Annotated in this window: 16 protein-coding genes; 6 read left to right on the plus strand and 10 right to left on the minus strand. The window is 73.5% G+C overall.

Annotated elements, in window-relative coordinates; translation table 11 throughout:
* Position 1: 1 nt before the first annotated feature.
* Both dut and ACIF6F_RS29335 read right to left on the minus strand, forming a co-directional pair.
* Positions 2 to 535: a dUTP diphosphatase gene (dut, locus tag ACIF6F_RS29330; protein ID WP_399953269.1), complete on the minus strand. Its 534-nt coding sequence runs from the start codon at positions 533 to 535 to the stop codon at positions 2 to 4.
* Complete coding sequence (locus tag ACIF6F_RS29335; protein ID WP_399953271.1) at positions 535 to 1,119, minus strand: PaaI family thioesterase; 585 nt, start codon at positions 1,117 to 1,119, stop codon at positions 535 to 537. Before ACIF6F_RS29335 ends, dut begins: the two co-directional genes overlap by 1 nt.
* 58 nt (positions 1,120 to 1,177) lie before the next feature.
* On the opposite strand from ACIF6F_RS29335, the gene ACIF6F_RS29340 reads away from it, so the two are divergent.
* Positions 1,178 to 1,636, plus strand: a complete 459-nt coding sequence (locus tag ACIF6F_RS29340) for a DUF3093 domain-containing protein (protein WP_399953273.1) — start codon at positions 1,178 to 1,180, stop codon at positions 1,634 to 1,636.
* 16 nt (positions 1,637 to 1,652) lie between these two features.
* Here ACIF6F_RS29340 and ACIF6F_RS29345 read toward each other — a convergent pair whose 3' ends face one another.
* From ACIF6F_RS29345 to ACIF6F_RS29360, 4 genes are all read right to left on the minus strand, one after another.
* Positions 1,653 to 2,561: a hypothetical protein gene (locus tag ACIF6F_RS29345; RefSeq protein ID WP_399953276.1), complete on the minus strand. Its 909-nt coding sequence runs from the start codon at positions 2,559 to 2,561 to the stop codon at positions 1,653 to 1,655.
* Between the two features lie 8 nt (positions 2,562 to 2,569).
* Complete coding sequence (locus ACIF6F_RS29350) at positions 2,570 to 2,866, minus strand: DUF4193 domain-containing protein (protein WP_399953278.1); 297 nt, start codon at positions 2,864 to 2,866, stop codon at positions 2,570 to 2,572.
* A gap of 383 nt (positions 2,867 to 3,249) precedes the next feature.
* Positions 3,250 to 4,494, minus strand: a complete 1,245-nt coding sequence (locus tag ACIF6F_RS29355; RefSeq protein WP_399953281.1) for a sensor histidine kinase — start codon at positions 4,492 to 4,494, stop codon at positions 3,250 to 3,252.
* Between the two features lie 5 nt (positions 4,495 to 4,499).
* Positions 4,500 to 5,153 carry a response regulator transcription factor gene (locus tag ACIF6F_RS29360; RefSeq protein WP_030206113.1) on the minus strand — a complete coding sequence of 218 codons (654 nt, stop codon included), beginning with the start codon at positions 5,151 to 5,153 and terminating at the stop codon, positions 4,500 to 4,502.
* A gap of 313 nt (positions 5,154 to 5,466) precedes the next feature.
* Here ACIF6F_RS29360 and ACIF6F_RS29365 point away from each other — a divergent pair, with 313 nt between their 5' ends.
* Complete coding sequence (locus tag ACIF6F_RS29365; RefSeq protein ID WP_399953285.1) at positions 5,467 to 5,634, plus strand: hypothetical protein; 168 nt, start codon at positions 5,467 to 5,469, stop codon at positions 5,632 to 5,634.
* 262 nt (positions 5,635 to 5,896) lie between these two features.
* Here ACIF6F_RS29365 and ACIF6F_RS29370 read toward each other — a convergent pair whose 3' ends face one another.
* Both ACIF6F_RS29370 and ACIF6F_RS29375 read right to left on the minus strand, forming a co-directional pair.
* On the minus strand, positions 5,897 to 6,700 hold the full coding sequence (locus ACIF6F_RS29370) for an inositol monophosphatase family protein (protein ID WP_399953288.1): 804 nt from the start codon (positions 6,698 to 6,700) through the stop codon (positions 5,897 to 5,899).
* A gap of 37 nt (positions 6,701 to 6,737) precedes the next feature.
* The gene (locus tag ACIF6F_RS29375) at positions 6,738 to 7,895 is read right to left on the minus strand and encodes a ferrochelatase (protein WP_399953290.1); all 1,158 of its coding nucleotides are present in this window, start codon (positions 7,893 to 7,895) and stop codon (positions 6,738 to 6,740) included.
* A gap of 160 nt (positions 7,896 to 8,055) precedes the next feature.
* Here ACIF6F_RS29375 and ACIF6F_RS29380 point away from each other — a divergent pair, with 160 nt between their 5' ends.
* Positions 8,056 to 9,315, plus strand: a complete 1,260-nt coding sequence (locus tag ACIF6F_RS29380) for an MFS transporter (protein WP_399953294.1) — start codon at positions 8,056 to 8,058, stop codon at positions 9,313 to 9,315.
* Positions 9,257 to 10,594, plus strand: a complete 1,338-nt coding sequence (locus tag ACIF6F_RS29385; protein WP_399953298.1) for a D-arabinono-1,4-lactone oxidase — start codon at positions 9,257 to 9,259, stop codon at positions 10,592 to 10,594. The genes ACIF6F_RS29380 and ACIF6F_RS29385 overlap by 59 nt, the downstream gene beginning before the upstream one ends.
* Positions 10,595 to 10,626: 32 nt before the next feature.
* Here ACIF6F_RS29385 and ACIF6F_RS29390 read toward each other — a convergent pair whose 3' ends face one another.
* Positions 10,627 to 11,499: a hypothetical protein gene (locus tag ACIF6F_RS29390; protein ID WP_399953302.1), complete on the minus strand. Its 873-nt coding sequence runs from the start codon at positions 11,497 to 11,499 to the stop codon at positions 10,627 to 10,629.
* 567 nt (positions 11,500 to 12,066) lie between these two features.
* Here ACIF6F_RS29390 and sepH point away from each other — a divergent pair.
* The gene (sepH, locus tag ACIF6F_RS29395) at positions 12,067 to 13,089 is read left to right on the plus strand and encodes a septation protein SepH (protein ID WP_399953305.1); all 1,023 of its coding nucleotides are present in this window, start codon (positions 12,067 to 12,069) and stop codon (positions 13,087 to 13,089) included.
* 103 nt (positions 13,090 to 13,192) lie between these two features.
* Here sepH and ACIF6F_RS29400 read toward each other — a convergent pair whose 3' ends face one another.
* Positions 13,193 to 14,029, minus strand: a complete 837-nt coding sequence (locus tag ACIF6F_RS29400; protein ID WP_399953309.1) for a sulfurtransferase — start codon at positions 14,027 to 14,029, stop codon at positions 13,193 to 13,195.
* Positions 14,030 to 14,174: 145 nt separating this feature from the next.
* Here ACIF6F_RS29400 and ACIF6F_RS29405 point away from each other — a divergent pair, with 145 nt between their 5' ends.
* Positions 14,175 to 14,948 carry a VOC family protein gene (locus tag ACIF6F_RS29405; RefSeq protein WP_399953312.1) on the plus strand — a complete coding sequence of 258 codons (774 nt, stop codon included), beginning with the start codon at positions 14,175 to 14,177 and terminating at the stop codon, positions 14,946 to 14,948.
* Positions 14,949 to 15,051: the final 103 nt, after the last annotated feature.

Raw genomic sequence — 15,051 nt, forward strand, 5'->3', positions numbered from 1 at the left:
GTCACTGTCCTTCCCGGTCGGATACGACCGAAGCGTAGCCATTCCCACCCTGCTGCCCAGCGCCGGATCCGGACACGGCCGCGTGACCGCCGGTCGATCCGAATCCCCCCTCGGCACGTGCCGAACCGGGAAGTTCCGCCACCTCGTGGAAGCGCACCTTCTCGACCCGCTGGACGACCAGTTGGGCAATGCGGTCGAACCGCTCGAACCGCACGCTTTCACGGGGGTCGAGGTTGACCACAATCACCTTGATCTCCCCACGGTACCCGGCATCCACCGTCCCCGGGGCATTCACGAGCGCGAGCCCGCAGCGGGCCGCGAGTCCCGAACGCGGGTGCACGAAGGCGGCGTACCCGTCGGGCAGCGCGATGGACACCCCGGTGGGGAGTACGGTGCGCTCGCCGGGGGCCAGCTCGGCGGCCTCCGTGGTGACGAGGTCGCAGCCCGCGTCGCCGGGGTGACCGTAGGCGGGCAGGGGCACGTCCGGGTCGACGCGCTTGATCAGCACGTCGAGGGGTGCGTGGTTGAAGGACATCAGGGGTTCACCTCGAAGGCGCGGGCGCGCCTGACCTGGTCCGGGTCGGCCATCGCCGCCTGGATCTCCTCGGGCCGACCGTTCTCGATGAAGTGGTCGACCTTGACCTCGATGAAGAGGGCGTCGGCGCGGACCGCGACCGGGCCCTCCGGGCCGCCTATCCGGCCCACGGCGGTGGAGTAGATCTTCCGCCCGGCCACGGCCGTCACCTCGGCCTCCAGGTGGAGGAGGGTGTCGACCGGGACGGGGCGCACGAAGTCGGTCTCCAGCCGGCCGGTCACCGCGATGACGCGCAGCAGCCAGTTCAGCGAGCCGAGCGTCTCGTCGAGCGCCGTGGCCAGCACGCCGCCGTGCGCGAGGCCGGGGGCGCCCTGGTGCGCCGGCTTGACCGTGAACTCCGCGGTGACGCTGACGCCCTCGCCGGCCCGGGCCTCCAGGTGGAGGCCGTGCGGCTGACCCCCGCCACAGCCGAAACAGTGGTCGTAGTGCGCACCGAGGAGCTCACCGGGGGCCGGGGCGTCGGGGTGCCGCACCGGCGCCACGGCGTCGGCAGGGGGCGTCAAGGCTGTGTTTCGTCCACTCACAGGCGCAGACCTTACCCGCGCCGCTACCCGCCGGTCGCCCCGTGCCAAGCTTGGGGTCATGCAGCTCTCCCCCGCGCACCACGACGAACGCCTCACCGCCCCTCGCTCCTGGTGGGCGATCACCGCCCTCGTCGGCGTCTCCGGTGCGCTGATCATGCTGCCGCTGGGCCTGCTGCCGATGGTGGCCGGGCTGGTCGGCGGGACGGCGCTGGCGGGGGTGCTCGTGAGTTCGTACGGTTCCGCGCGCGTGCGCGTGGTGGGCGGCTCGCTGGCCGCGGGCGAGGCCCGGATCCCGGTCGCCGCCCTCGGTGAGCCGGAGGTGCTGGACGCGGCGGAGGCGCGGGCCTGGCGGACGCACCAGGCCGACCCCCGGGCGTTCATGCTGATGCGCAGCTACGTGCCGACGGCGCTGCGGGTGCCGGTCACGGATCCGGCCGACCCGACCCCGTACGTGTACGTGTCCACGCGCGAGCCGGAGGCCCTGGCCGCGGCCCTGCGGGCGGCGCGGGGCGCCTGAGTCCCGCCGGCGCGGCTCACTCGCCGGGGCCGGGCTCCAGGGCGTGGGTGTTGTGCCCGGGCGGCGGCAGGGGGTGCGCCGGTTCCTCCAGGGGCGGGAGCTGCTTGAGCAGGGCCCAGGGGACGGCGTTGGCGCGCAGGTCGCCGCGTACCTTCTCGGCGAGCTTCCTGGTGTCGCGCCGGTTCATCGCGGCGCCGACCGCGGCTCCGATCATGAAGGGCATCAGGTTCGGGAGGTTCCGGACCATCCGCTTCATGATCTGCTGGCGCAGTTCGCGCTTCATCTGCCCGCCGAGCGCCGCGTTGATCGTCGTGGGCTTGGTGACGTCGATGCCGCGTTCCTCGGTCCAGGCGCCGAGGTAGGCCATGCTGCGTTCCCTGAGCCCGCCGGGCGGGCGGCGGCCGTAGACCTCGTGGAGTTCCGCGACGAGCTTCAGCTCGATGGCGGCGACGCCGGTGATCTCGGCGGCCAGCTCGGTCGGCATGGCGGGCGGCACCGGCAGCATCGCCGCCGCCCCGATGCTGGCGCCGACCGTGGACGTGGCGTTGCAGGCTCCCGCGATCAGCTTGTCGGCCAGCTGGTCGGGGTCGAGTCCGGGGAACTGCGCGCGCAGGGTCTCCAGGTCCCGCACGCGCACGCGCGGGGCGATCTCGATGACCCGGTCGGCGAGGTACGAGATGACCGTGCGGGCGCCCGTGAGGGCACCTTCTCCGCCCTTGCGTACGCCGTCCCTGACGGCGGCGCGCAGGCGAGCCCCGGCCGCGGCCCGGGGCCCCGCGGTGCCCTCCGCGACGGCGGGCGGCGAGGCGGAGGGTACGTCGCCGGCATCGTGGCCCGTCTCTGGGCCCATGCCGCTCCCGTACGCCTCCGCTGAACCCTGCTGCCTCCGGAAGCGGCGCTTCCGGGACGGCGTCGAGCCTGCCACGGCGGCTGTCAGTCGCAGTCGCGGCAGATCGGCTGGCCGTTCTTCTCGCGTGCCAGCTGGCTGCGGTGGTGGACGAGGAAGCAGCTCATGCAGGTGAACTCATCGGCCTGCTTGGGCAGCACCCGGACGGCCAGCTCCTCGTTGGAGAGGTCCGCGCCCGGCAGTTCCATGCCCTCAGCGGCCTCGAAGTCGTCCATCTCGATGGACGAGCTCTGCTTGTCGCTGCGCCGGGCCTTCAGCTCTTCCAGGCTGTCGTTGTCGACGTCGTCGTCGGTCTTGCGTGGGGTGTCGTAGTCCGTTGCCATAGTCGCTCTCCCCCTCTGGGTGTTAGCGGTGTCTCAGCGCACGTAACGCGCGAGAGGCCGGACTTGTGCCCGACCTGAGGCGGAGATTTTGCCTCACATCAAGGTCTGTTACTCAATCGACACCCAGCCGCACGCCTGAAGGAGCGATCGGCGGGGATGTCGAGCGGGACCGTACACGGTTCGACGGTCGCGCCGCATCGGTGCCACCCCGTGTATTTCCCGCCATTCGGGGGGCCGGAAACCCGGACTTTCCCGGGCTTTCCGGTACCCCAGAGGGTCACTGAACGTACAGGACCCGGCACGGCGCAATGTGATCGATCACACAGAAATCGACCTCTCGCGACCGCGCTCGATTTCGCTCAGGGCGAAATCATGTCCGGATGCTAGATGGGCAGCGTGACACGCATCACCAGGCCACCGCCCTCCCGGGGCTCCGCGACGATCCGTCCGCCGTGCGCCCGGGCGACCGAGCGGGCGATGGAAAGGCCCAGCCCGACGCCCTTGTCGCTGCCGGTTCGCTCGGTGCGCAGCCGCCGGAACGGTTCGAAGAGGTTGTCGATCTCGTATGCGGGAACCACGGGACCTGTGTTCGATACCACCAGGACCGCCTGGCCGTGCTGGACCTCGGTGGTCACCTCGACCCAGCCGCCCTCCGGCACGTTGTACCGGACGGCGTTCTGCACCAGGTTCAGGGCGATCCGCTCCAGCAGCACGCCGTTGCCCTGGACGACGGCCAGGGCGCGCTCGCCGCGGATCTCCACGCCCTTGGCGTCGGCCTCGGCGCGCGCCTGGTCGATGGCGCGCGAGGCGACCTCGGCCAGGTCCACGGGCTTGCGCTCGACGATCTGGTTCTCGCTGCGGGCGAGCAGCAGCAGGCCCTCCACGAGCTGCTCGCTGCGCTCGTTGGTGGCGAGCAGCGTCTTGCCCAGCTGCTGGAGCTCCACGGGCGCCCCGGGGTCCGAGAGGTGCACCTCCAGCAGCGTGCGGTTGATGGCCAGCGGGGTTCGCAGCTCGTGGGAGGCGTTCCCGACGAACCGCTGCTGGGCCGTGAAGGCCCGCTCCAGCCGGTCCAGCATCTCGTCGAAGGTGTCGGCGAGCTCCTTGAGCTCGTCGTCCGGCCCGTCCAGCTCGATCCGCCGGGAGAGGTCGGAGCCGACCACGCGCCGGGCGGTACGGGTGATCTTGCCCAGGGGCGAGAGGACCCGGCCGGCCATCGCATAGCCGAAGGCGAAGGCGATGATGCTCAGGCCCAGCAGCGCCATCAGGGAGCGGCTCAGCAGGTCGTCCAGGACCTGCTTCTTCTGCTGGTCCATGCAGGCCGAGATGGCCTGGTTGAACTGGTCGATCGTCTGGTCGCCGCCCACCCCGGGGCACGTCGCGCTGGTGACCTCGATCTTCTGCCCGCCGACGATCTTGAACGGCGGGAAGCTGCCCCCGTGCACCGCCTGGGCGGCGAGCAGGTAGATGATCGACAGCAGCAGGATCCCGGCGATCAGGAACATGCCGCCGTAGAGCAGCGTCAGGCGTATCCGGATGGTCGGTCTGAGCCAAGGGAAGGGACCCTCGGGCTGGCCGGGGTCCCAGGTGGGCTTCGGAGGCGCCGGTGGCGGCGCGGGGGTCGATGCCACCGCCGTCAGATCCGGTATCCGGAGCCGGGCACGGTCACGATGACCGGCGGCTCGCCCAGCTTGCGCCGCAGGGTCATGACCGTCACGCGCACCACGTTGGTGAAGGGGTCGGTGTTCTCGTCCCAGGCCTTCTCCAGCAGCTGCTCGGCCGAGACGACGGTGCCCTCGCTGCGCATGAGGACCTCCAGCACCGCGAACTCCTTGGGCGCGAGCTGCACCTCGCGGCCGTCCCGGAACACCTCGCGGCGGTTGGGGTCGAGCTTGATGCCGGCGCGCTCCAGGACGGGGGGCAGCGCGACGGTCGTACGCCGGCCCAGCGCCCGCACCCGGGCCGTCAGCTCGCTGAAGGCGAAGGGCTTGGGGAGGTAGTCGTCCGCCCCCAGCTCCAGGCCCTCCACGCGGTCGCTGACGTCGCCGGAGGCGGTCAGCATCAGGACGCGGGTCGGCATGCCCAGCTCGACGATCTTGCGGCAGACGTCGTCGCCGTGGACCAGAGGGAGGTCGCGGTCGAGGACGACCACGTCGTAGTCGTTCACGCCGACGCGCTCCAGGGCGGCCGCGCCGTCGTACACGACGTCCACGGCCATGGCCTCCCGGCGCAGTCCGGTGGCCACCGCATCGGCGAGCAGCTGCTCGTCCTCGACGACGAGTACGCGCACGTCGATTTCCTTCCTCATGGGCCCGTGGGGGGCAGCGTCTGTTGCGCGTCCATCCTGCCCTTTTCTCCGGTAAACCGGCTGTAAGGCGTCACTGGGCGGCCTCCGCGGGCGCCGGAGGCGAGGATTCCCGCGCCTTGCGAGGTTTCTGCGTTCCGGGGGGCGGGGAGGAGGGGGTCACACCCTCGATCACCCGGCCGTGGCAGACCCACGTGTCCTGGTGACCGGCGATGGGCCCCCGGCACCCCCGTGCCGGGCGGCCGAACCCCCGGCACCCCCGTGCCACCGACCCCGACCCACGAAGAGGGGGCGCACCATGGACGCATTCACCGCAGGTCTTCTGCAGCGCATCAAGACCACGGAGTCCGACCTCACGCAGGCGCGCGAGACGGGCGACGACTTCCTCGCGGAAGTCGAGCAGGCCGAGCTGGACGACCTGCACCGCCTCGCCGCCGAGCACGGCGTGCGGGTCAGCGCCGCATAGCGCGCACCGGCCGCACGAGAGGCGTCCGAGGCGATTCCGGTCCGTCCGGAACCTTCGTAGCCGCTCGAACCGTCACGAAGCACGACACGGGGGCCCCGGTACCGCGGGACGGTACCGGGGCCCCCGTGCGTGCGCGCAGGACCCTGGGCTGCGGGTTGCTCCGGGCCGCCCGGAGCCCGTGTACGCCCCGCGGGCGCGGACGCTCCGGCGCCCACGCCCCCGACGGGCCGCCGGGCCCGCGTACGCCCCTGGGCGGGGCGGTTCAGTCGTGCCAGGCCCCCGCCTCGTCCAGCAGGCCCTGGAGGGGCCCGAAGACGGCCGGGGTGGCCGCCACCGCCAGCTCGCCCGACGGGGGCTGTCCGGGCCGTCCGCCGGTGAGCGCGCCGGCCTCCCGGGCGATCAGGTCGCCGGCGGCCAGGTCCCACGGGTGCAGCCCGCGCTCGTAGTAGCCGTCGAGCCGGCCGGCCGCGACGTCGCACAGGTCCACGGCGGCCGAGCCGCCCCGCCGGATGTCCCGGACCTGCGGGATCAGCCGCTGGGCGACGTCCGCCTGGTGGGCGCGGACGGACTGGACGTAGTTGAAGCCGGTGGCGACCAGGGCCTGGTCCAGGGGCGCGGCGGCCCGGCAGCGCAGCGGTCCGCCGCCGGCCAGCCAGGCGCCGCCGCCCAGCACCGCGTGGTACGTCTCGCCGCGCATCGGCACGGCCACCACGCCGACCACGGTCTCGCCGTGGTACTCGGCGGCGATGGACACCGCCCAGGACGGCAGCCCGTAGAGGTAGTTCACGGTGCCGTCGAGCGGGTCGACGATCCAGCGCACCCCGGTGGTGCCCGGGCTGCTGGCGCCCTCCTCGCCGAGGACGGCGTCGTCGGGCCGGTGGGCGCCGAGGTGGCCGGTGATCAGCTTCTCGGCGGCGATGTCCATCTCGGTGACGACGTCGATCGGGCTGGACTTGGTGGCGGCCACCCCGAGGTCGGCGGGGCGGCCGTCGCGCAGCAGCTCTCCGGCCTGCCGGGCGGCCTCCAGGGCGATGCCGAGCAGTTCGGCGTTGAGCGGGTCGGTCATGGATCTCCCCTCAGCGGGCGGGCGGGGTGCGGTGGCGTCAGGCGTACGGGCTGTCCTCGCCGGCGGCGGCCGGGCGGGGCGCCCGGGCCGGGCAGCAGCGCACGGGGCACAGGTCGTGGCCGGCCCCCAGCATGCCGACCCAGCAGCGCTCGACCTCCTCGCCGCGCTCGACGGCGGCCCGCTCCAGCACGAGGTCGCGCACGGCGGCCGCGAAGCGGGGGTCGTCGCCGACCGTGGCCGAGCGGGCCACCGGAAGGCCCAGTTCAGCGGCCTTGGCGGTGGCCTCGGTGTCGAGGTCGTACATGACCTCCATGTGGTCGGAGACGAAGCCGATGGGGACCATCACGGCCGCCGGGGTCCCGGAACCGTGCAGGGCCTCCAGGTGGTCGCAGATGTCCGGCTCCAGCCACGGGATGTGCGGGGCGCCGCTGCGGGACTGGTAGACGAGGTCCCAGGGGTGCGCGACCCCGGTCCGGGCGGCCACCGCGTCCGCGATCACCTGGGCGACGTCCAGGTGCTGCCGGACGTACGCGCCGCCCTCGCCGTGCTCGGTGTGCTCCACGGCCGGGCCGGAGGCGTCGGCCGCGGCGGTGGGGATGGAGTGGGTGGTGAAGACGAGGCGTGCGGTGTCCCGGACGTCCTCGGGCAGCTCCGCGAGGGAGGCGACCACGCCGTCGGTCATGGGCTCGACGAAGCCCGGGTGGTTGAAGTAGTGCCGCAGCTTGTCGACGCGCGGCAGCTCCAGGCCCTCCTCGGCGAGGACGGCGAGCGAGTCCGCAAGGTTCTCGCGGTACTGCCGGCAGCCGGAGTACGAGGCGTACGCGCTGGTGGCCAGGACGGCGATGCGGCGGTGGCCGTCGCGGACCATCTCGCGCAGGGTGTCCGTGAGATACGGGGCCCAGTTGCGGTTGCCCCAGTACACCGGCAGGTCCAGGCCGTGCTCCGCGAAGTCCTTGCGCAGGGCGTCCAGCAGGCGGCGGTTCTGGTCGTTGATGGGGCTGACCCCGCCGAAGCCGAAGTAGTGCTGCCCGACCTCTTTGAGGCGCTCGCGCGGGATGCCCCGGCCCCGCGTGACGTTCTCCAGGAACGGGACCACGTCGTCGGGGCCCTCGGGGCCGCCGAAGGAGAGCAGCAGGAGGGCGTCGTACGGGCGGGCGTCGGCGGTGGCTTCGGGAGTCGCGAGCTGGTCTGGCATGTCCCGAATCCTGCCACCCGGTTCGGACACCCGGTAACCGGCCCGCCACGGGACCGCAGGTAAGGTTCACCTAACTTCTTTCCCCCGAGAAACCCCCTGCCGCCCCGTACCCGGCGCACGTAACCTGTACGGGCCATCTACGTCCCTTACGGAGGGCCCCTTGCCCAGTCCCTACCGCGCGATCTTCGCGGCGCCCGGCACCCGGGCGTTCACGGTTGCCGGATTCTTCGGGCGGCTGCCCCTCTCGATGCTCGGCATCGGCATCGTCACGATGATCTCCCAGCTCACCGGCCGCTACGGCCTGGCGGGAGCCCTCACGGCCACCCTGGCGCTGTCCGCCGCCGTGCTCGGCCCGCAGGTCTCCCGGCTGGTGGACCAGTACGGCCAGCGGCGGGTGCTGCGCCCGGCCGTGCTCATATCCGTGGCCGCCGTGACGGGCCTGCTCGTATCGGCGCGGGAAGGGGCGCCCGACTGGGTGCTGTTCGCCTTCACCGCCTGCGCCGGCGCGGTGCCGAGCGCCGGCGCGATGCTGCGGGCCCGCTGGGCGGCGCTCTACCGGGACTCGCCCGACCGGCTGCACACCGCGTACTCCTTCGAGTCCGTGATGGACGAGGTCTGCTTCATCGTCGGCCCGATCGCCTCCATCGGACTGTCCACCGTCTGGTTCCCCGAGGCCGGGCCCCTGATCGCGACGGTCTCGCTGCTGATCGGCCTGTTCTGGCTGACCGCCCAGCGCGCCACGGAGCCCGTCCCGCACCCGCGCGAGCCGGGCGCCGACCGGAGCTCCGCGCTCCGCGCCCCCGGCCTCCAGGTGCTGGTGGCCACCTTCGTGGCGACGGGCGCGATCTTCGGCTCGGTGGACGTGGTGACCGTGGCCTTCGCCGAGGAGCGCGGCAACCAGGCGGCGGCCAGCGTGGTCCTCGCGGTCTGGGCGCTGGGGTCCTGCATCGCCGGACTGCTGTTCGGCCTGGTGCGCCTGAAGGGCCGCAAGGAAAGGACCTGGGTCCTGGGCATCTGTGCGATGGCCGTGAGTATGATCCCCCTCCTACTGGCCGGGAACCTTCCGTTTCTGGCCGTGGCGCTCTTTGTCGCGGGCCTCGCCATCGCTCCCACGATGGTCACCACGATGGCCCTGATCGAGACGCACGTACCGCGCGCGAAGCTGACCGAAGGCATGACCTGGGTGGGTACGGGCCTGGCCGTCGGCGTCGCGCTCGGGTCCTCCGTGGCCGGCTGGGTGATCGACGCGGCCGGGGCGCGGAGCGCGTTCGTGGTGTCGATCTCGGCAGGGGCCGCCGCGGCGGCGGTCGCGTTCGCGGGTTACCGCAGGCTGACGAGGCCTGCGCTAGGGGAGGAACCCGATGGGCACGCAGAGCAGCACGAGGACGGCCGGCGCGACGACGCCCGGCACGTGGCGTAACTGGGCCGGCAACGTCACCGCGCGGCCCGCGCGGGTGGTCGCGCCCCGCACCGTCGAGGAGGTCAGGGAGGCCGTGCGCCGCGCCGCGGCCGACGGGCTGAAGGTCAAGGCGGTCGGCACCGGCCACTCCTTCACCTCGGCGGCGGCCACGGACGGGGTGCTGGTGCGACCCCAGGCCCTGGCCGGCATCCGGCGCATCGACCGCGAGGCGGGCACGGTGACGGTCGCGGCCGGCACGGCCCTGAAGGACCTGAACGCGGCCCTCGCCCAGGAGGGCCTGTCGCTCACCAACATGGGCGACATCATGGAGCAGACCGTCTCCGGCGCCACGAGCACCGGGACCCACGGCACCGGCCGCGACTCCGCCTCCATAGCCGCCCAGATCCGGTCGCTGGACCTGGTCACAGCCGACGGCGAGCTGCTGACCTGCTCGGAGAAGGAGAACCCGGAGGTCTTCGCGGCCGCCCGGGTCGGCATCGGCGCGCTGGGCATCGTCACCTCGATCACCTTCGCCGTGGAGCCGCTCTTCCTGCTCACCGCGCGCGAGGAGCCCATGTCCTTCGAGCGCGTCACGGACGAGTTCGAGCAGCACTGGGCCGAGAACGAGCACTTCGAGTTCTACTGGTTCCCGCACACCGGCAACTGCAACACCAAGCGGAACAACCGCAGCGCGGGCCCCGCCGCCCCCAACGGCCCGGTGAGCGGCTGGATCGAGGACGAGCTGCTCTCCAACGGCGTCTTCCAGGCGGCCTGTTCGCTCGGCCGGGCGGTGCCGGCGACGATCCCTTCGATCGCCCGCGTCGCCAGCCGGGCGCTGTCCGCCCGGACGTACACGGACATCCCGTACAAGGTGTTCACCAGCCCGCGCCGGGTGCGGTTCGTGGAGATGGAGTACGCCCTGCCGCGCGAGGCGGCCGTGGGGGCGCTGCGCGAACTGCGGGCCATGGTCGACGCCTCGGACCTGCGGATCAGCTTCCCGGTGGAGGTGCGCACGGCGCCGGCCGACGACATCGCGCTGTCGACGGCGTCCGGGCGCGAGACGGCGTACGTGGCCGTCCACATGTACAAGGGCACGCCGTACCAGGCGTACTTCACGGCGGCCGAGCGCATCTTCACCGCGCACGGGGGCCGTCCGCACTGGGGCAAGGTGCACACCCGGGACGCGGCGTACTTCTCCGAGGTCTACCCGCGGTTCGGCGAGTTCACCGCGCTGCGGGACCGGCTGGACCCGGACCGGGTGTTCGGCAACGACTACCTGCGCCGGGTCCTGGGCGACTGAGGCGACCGGGGCGACGGAGGCCGCGGCGGACGCTAGTTCCCGCCGCCGGCCGGCTCCGCGCCCCCGGCCGGGTCCGTGCCGCCGTCGGCCGTGCCGGGCCCGGAGCCCGAGCCCGAGCCGGCGCCGGTTCCCGATCCCGTCGACTTCCCGGGGCTCGGGGCCGGGGTGGGTTCCGGCGGGGTGGGCGTGGGGGTCGGCGGGGTGGGCTCCGGGGTCGGGTCCGCGGAGTGCGACGGCGTCGGCGTGCCCCTCGGGCGGGGGGTGGCGCCGGCCGGCCCCGACGGGTCGGGCGCCGGCGTCCCGGAGCGCGCGGGCTCCGGCTCCTCCCGCCCGTTCCCCGAGGGCTCGTCCTGCGGGGTGCTGCGGTGCTGCTGCGACGTCGTGCCGCCGGTGGTGACGCCGCCGAAGGCGGAGGTGTTGCCGGAGACCAGCTCGTACGCGGCTATACCGCCCATGGAGACCCCGAAGACCAGGGCGGCGGCTACCGCCTTGGCCTTCCAGCCGCGCACCCGGGTGCCGTGCGTGGTGGCCGAGCCGAAGTCCGCCGGCGGGCCCGGCGAGGGCCCCGGCCCGGGCGGTACGGCGGCCCCCGCGCCCGGCCGGCGTTCCGCCGGCGGCACCTGCCGGGCCTTGGGGCGGGCGGCTTCGCCGGTCTCCCGGAGGGTCTCGCCGGTGCGCTTGAAGAGGTGCTGGATGACCGGTCCGCCCGCGGTGGCGACGACGCTGACGACGCCGGCGCCCAGGATGGTCCCGTAGACGCCCATCTCGGACGCGAGGTAGGCGGCGGCGATGGTGGCGAGGGAGCTGCCCGCGACCTGGGCGACGCTCAGGTCGAGCCGCTTCTTCTCCGCGCCGCCCGCATCCGCGCCGCCCGCGTCCGCGTCGCGCGCCTCCCGCTCCGTCACTCCCGTCGCCGTCGTCCCAGCCGACGCGGTGTCCGTTTTCCGACCCATCCCCAGCCCCTGCCGTCACCGACCACTCCACTTACAGCAGTTACTGACATATGGGCGAAGCGGATAGTTCCACCGAGAGGGATTCTGTGAACCAAGACACCAGAAAACGCCCGTTCATCAGGCCCACGTAAGGAATCGCGCGCCCCAACTCCCCTGCCGCGGGACAAGTTCGGCGGCGCGGCGGTCCACCCAGGTGGCCCGAATGGAGTACTGTGGCGAGCCCTGGGACCGCGCTTCCTTTCGGATGCCCGGACTCGGGAGAGGGGGCCGGTCTTCGGAGAAACGGCGCTCGCTACCGGCGAAGCCGTGGGTTCGTACGGTGCCCCGCTGCACAGAGTGACCGCGTCGTCACTATGAGTGGCGAACAGGTAACCGTGCCATAACGGCGATCAAGGGCGCATGCCCGACACGCCGGTTTAACTCGGCAAGGTTGTGGCAGGCTGCACCCGGGCAGGCCACACTCGACTAGCGGAAGCAGCGACGCACGTGACGTCGGCAGGCACCACCCGGGAGGTCCCCATGCCCGAACTGCGTGTCGTGGCCGTCTCGAATGACGGCACACGACTGGTGCTCAAGGCTGCGGACGGCACGGAGTACACCCTTCCGATCGACGAGCGGCTGCGCGCGGCCGTGCGCAACGACCGCGCCCGGCTCGGCCAGATCGAGATCGAGGTGGAGAGCCACCTCCGCCCCCGCGACATCCAGGCGCGGATACGTGCCGGTGCCTCCGCGGAGGAGGTCGCACAACTCGCCGGCATCTCCGTCGACCGGGTACGCCGCTTCGAGGGACCCGTGCTCGCCGAGCGCGCCTTCATGGCCGAGCGCGCCCGCAAGACGCCCGTGCGCCGGCCCGGCGAGAACACCGGACCCCAGCTGGGCGACGCCGTGCAGGAGCGGCTGCTGCTGCGCGGGGCCGAGAAGGACTCCGTTCAGTGGGACTCCTGGCGCCGCGACGACGGCACCTGGGAGGTCCTGCTGGTCTACCGGGTGGCGGGCGAGCCGCACTCGGCGAGCTGGACGTACGACCCGCCCCGGCGGCTCGTCCAGGCCGTCGACGACGAGGCGCGCTCCCTCATCGGCGAGGCCGACGACCTTCCGGCGCCGGAGCCGAGCTTCCCGTTCGTGCCGCGGATCGCGCGGCTGCCGCGGGACCGGCCGCTGGACCGCGCCCTGGACCGGCAGCTGGAGCGGGCCCCCGCGCCGGCCCCGGAACCGGAGGAGGAGCGGGACTCGCTGACCAGCCTGCTGGAGGCCGTCCCGAGCTTCCGGGGCGACCTCGTCGTACCGGAGCGGACCACGCAGCCCGAGGAGTCCGAGACCGAGGCGGAGGAGGCGGCCACGGCGGCCCCCGCCGCGTCGGCCGGGGCCGGGGCGGCGTACGCGGACGTGCTCATGCCGCGTTCGGTGGCGGGCCACCGGGAGCGGCTGATCGGGACGACCGACCGGCAGGCCGAGGCGGACGGCGTCCGTCCCGGCCGCCGCGCGGCCGTGCCGAGCTGGGACGAGATCGTCTTCGGCACGCGCCGCAAGAAGCAGGAGTAGGAGCAGCCGGGGCCGCAGGCACGGCCCACAGGCAGGGCGTACGGGCCCGGTACCGCGAGTGGAGCGGTACCGGGCCCGTACGCGTGCACGGCCTCCGGCGTGACTACTGCGGGTCCGGACCCGTGGCCACCGGGCGCGACGGGTCGGAGCACCACTCCGACCAGCTGCCGGCGTACAGCGCGGCCGGCACCCCGGCAACGGCCAGGGCCAGCACCTCGTGGGCGCCGGACACGCCAGACCCGCAGTACACGCCCACCGGGCGCCCCCCGTCCACTCCGAGCGCCGAGAAGCGCGCCGCGAGCTCCGGCGCGGGCAGGAAGCGCTGGCCTCCCCCCACGTTCTCCGTGGTCGGCGCCGACAGCGCGCCCGGGATGTGACCGCCGACGGGGTCGATGGGCTCGACGTCGCCCCGGTACCGCTCACCCGCCCGGGCGTCCAGCAGCACACCTGCGCGGGCCAGCTCCGCGGCGCCCTCCGCGTCCAGCAGACCCATGCCACCCGGACTTGGCTTGAAATCACCCTCGGCCGGCGACGGGATCTCGGCCGACAGGGCACCGCCCGCAGCCACCCACGCCCCGAGTCCCCCGTCCAGCACACGGACGTCCTCGTGCCCCGTCCAGCGCAGCAGCCACCAGGCGCGCGCCGCGGCCCAGCCCAGGCCCCCGTCGTACACGACCACCGGGGTCTCCCGGCCCACGCCGGCGCGGCGCATCACCGCCGCGAAGGCCTCGGGGTCCGGGAGCGGGTGTCGGCCGCCGGCACCGGGCGGACCTGCCAGTTCGCGGTCCAGGTCGACGTAGACCGCGCCCGGGACGTGCCCGGCCTCGTACTCGGCCCGCAGGTCGGGGCCGCCCAGCTGCCAGCGGACGTCCAGCAGCACGGGCCGCGCGGGGCCGGCCGTCGCGGCCAGGAGCTCGGAAGCGGAAATGATCGGGTTCATGGGCACATCCTCCTCCAGCCGCCACGCCTGGCGTAACGGGCACGAAATCACCCGGGCGCATCGATTCGGACATCTCTGTCCCGCGGGCCGGAAAGGCGGCGCGGCCGGGGCGCGCGGCGGAGCGGGGAGTGCCACCATCGTCTCCATGACCGAGCAGGCGTTGCGGCGCTCCCCCGGCACCCCGTGCTGGGTCAGCCTGATGGTGCACGGCCTCACGACGACCCAGGAGTTCTACAGCTCCCTCTTCGGCTGGGAGTACGTGCCCGGCCCCGGGCAGCTGGGTCCGTACGTACGGGCGCGGCTGGACGGCAAGGAGGTCGCGGGCATCGGGCAGCTGCCGCCCGACCGGCACCTGCCGACCGCCTGGACCCCGTACCTGGCCACGGACGACGCGGACACGACGGCCGAGCTGATCCGCAGCTGCGGCGGCACGGTGGCGGTGGGGCCGCTGGACGCGGACCACGCGGGGCGGATGGCGATCTGCTCGGACCCGGTGGGCGCGGTCTTCGGCATCTGGCAGGCCTCCGCGCACGTCGGCTCTCGCCTGACCGGGGTGCCCGGCACGCCGGTGTGGAACGAGCTGGTGACCCAGGAGACCTCGACGGTGGCGAAGTTCTACCAGACCGTCTTCGGGCACGAGCTGGAGGCGCTGGTGTCGGCGGACTTCGACTACGTCACCCTGCACCTGGAGGGCCGCCCCGTCTGCGCGGTGCACGGCGTGGGCCGGGCCCTGCCGCACGACCGGGGGGCGCACTGGATGACGTACTTCGAGGTGACGGACCCCGACGAGGCGGCCCGGCAGGTGGTGGACCTCGGCGGCCACGTGATCCAGCCGCCGCGCGAGGGCGCGAGCGGCCGCCTGGCCACGGTCGCGGACCCCGAGGGCGCGGTCTTCACGATCATCCGCACGGAGCGCTGACGACGGCGGCCGTGGGGGGGGCCCCCGGGCCCGCCCCCGCCCCCCGGGGGGGACCCCCCCGGCGCGGGGGCGGGCCGGCGGCGGGCCGCCCCCCGGGGGGGCC

Source organism: Streptomyces sp. NPDC086023 (assembly GCF_044540325.1).
GTDB lineage: Bacteria > Actinomycetota > Actinomycetes > Streptomycetales > Streptomycetaceae > Streptomyces.

What these genes read in the sequence shown, in the direction of transcription:
- dut (WP_399953269.1), bottom strand. Translation starts at nt 535, where the DNA reads ATGTCCTTCAACCACGCACCCCTCGACGTGCTGATCAAGCGCGTCGAC.
- ACIF6F_RS29340 (WP_399953273.1), top strand. Translation starts at nt 1,178, where the DNA reads ATGCAGCTCTCCCCCGCGCACCACGACGAACGCCTCACCGCCCCTCGC.
- ACIF6F_RS29350 (WP_399953278.1), bottom strand. Translation starts at nt 2,866, where the DNA reads ATGGCAACGGACTACGACACCCCACGCAAGACCGACGACGACGTCGAC.
- ACIF6F_RS29365 (WP_399953285.1), top strand. Translation starts at nt 5,467, where the DNA reads ATGGACGCATTCACCGCAGGTCTTCTGCAGCGCATCAAGACCACGGAG.
- ACIF6F_RS29370 (WP_399953288.1), bottom strand. Translation starts at nt 6,700, where the DNA reads ATGACCGACCCGCTCAACGCCGAACTGCTCGGCATCGCCCTGGAGGCC.
- ACIF6F_RS29375 (WP_399953290.1), bottom strand. Translation starts at nt 7,895, where the DNA reads ATGCCAGACCAGCTCGCGACTCCCGAAGCCACCGCCGACGCCCGCCCG.
- ACIF6F_RS29385 (WP_399953298.1), top strand. Translation starts at nt 9,257, where the DNA reads ATGGGCACGCAGAGCAGCACGAGGACGGCCGGCGCGACGACGCCCGGC.
- sepH (WP_399953305.1), top strand. Translation starts at nt 12,067, where the DNA reads ATGCCCGAACTGCGTGTCGTGGCCGTCTCGAATGACGGCACACGACTG.
- ACIF6F_RS29400 (WP_399953309.1), bottom strand. Translation starts at nt 14,029, where the DNA reads ATGAACCCGATCATTTCCGCTTCCGAGCTCCTGGCCGCGACGGCCGGC.
- ACIF6F_RS29405 (WP_399953312.1), top strand. Translation starts at nt 14,175, where the DNA reads ATGACCGAGCAGGCGTTGCGGCGCTCCCCCGGCACCCCGTGCTGGGTC.